An 837-nucleotide genomic window follows, 5' to 3' on the forward strand; every position below is an offset into this window, starting at 1 on the left:
TAGGCTCAGGACTCATTGATCAGATCCAGAAGATGACGGCTGCGGCGATGCAGATGGCTGAGAAGAAGGTGTGGGCGCATCGGTCGTAGCGGGTTGCGATGCGCCGCCAGTCTTTGAGCTTGGCGAAGAGGTTCTCGACCTTGTGGCGCTGGCGGTAGAGCGCCTTGTCGTAATCGAAGGGGATCTTCCGGCTCCGGCTTGAGGGGATGCAGGGCGTAATGCCCTTGGCGACGAGTGCCTGGCGGAACGTCGCGCTGTCGTAGCCGCGGTCGGCGATGAGGGCTTTGGCGGGCGGCAGCGAGCCGAGCACGAGGCTTGCGCCTTTGTGGTCGCTCATCTGGCCTTCCGAAAGCAGCATGATGATCGGGCGGCCTTCACCGTCGCAGACGGTGTGGAGCTTGGAGTTCAGCCCGCCCTTGGTGCGCCCGATGCGACGGGGAAGAGCCCCTTTTTGAGCAGGCTCGCCGCGGTGCGGTGCGCCTTCAGATGCGTCGCGTCGATCATGATCCGCTCCGGCCTCGGCCCTTCGCCGGCGAGCCCGGCGAAGATCCGGTCGAAGACGCCGAGCCGGCTCCAGCGGATAAAGCGGTTGTAGAGCGTCTTGTGCGGGCCATAACCCTTGGGCGCGTCTTTCCACTGCAGCCCGTTGCGGATCACATAAACGATCCCGCTCACCACCCGCCGGTCATCGACCCGCGGCACGCCATGCGAGAGCGGAAAATACGCCTCGATCCGCGCCATCTGGCGCTCGCTCAACAGAAACAAATCACCCATCACGGTACCCTCCCGGACACCGTGAATCACATCTCAAACCAAATTAATAGGTCCTGAACCTAG

General features: G+C 63.0%; 1 protein-coding gene. It reads right to left on the reverse strand.

Annotated elements, in window-relative coordinates; translation table 11 throughout:
- Window positions 1-19: 19 nt before the first annotated feature.
- Window positions 20-774, reverse strand: a protein-coding gene (locus tag RKE40_RS29605; protein ID WP_316021730.1) for an IS5 family transposase whose coding sequence is annotated in 2 segments (ribosomal slippage) — window positions 20-441 and window positions 441-774 — 756 coding nt in all. Because the reading frame shifts where the segments join, the coding sequence is not laid out codon by codon here.
- Window positions 775-837 lie beyond the last annotated feature (63 nt).

The organism is Allobosea rubneri, assembly GCF_032464875.1.
Taxonomy (GTDB): Bacteria; Pseudomonadota; Alphaproteobacteria; order Rhizobiales; family Beijerinckiaceae; genus Allobosea; species Allobosea rubneri.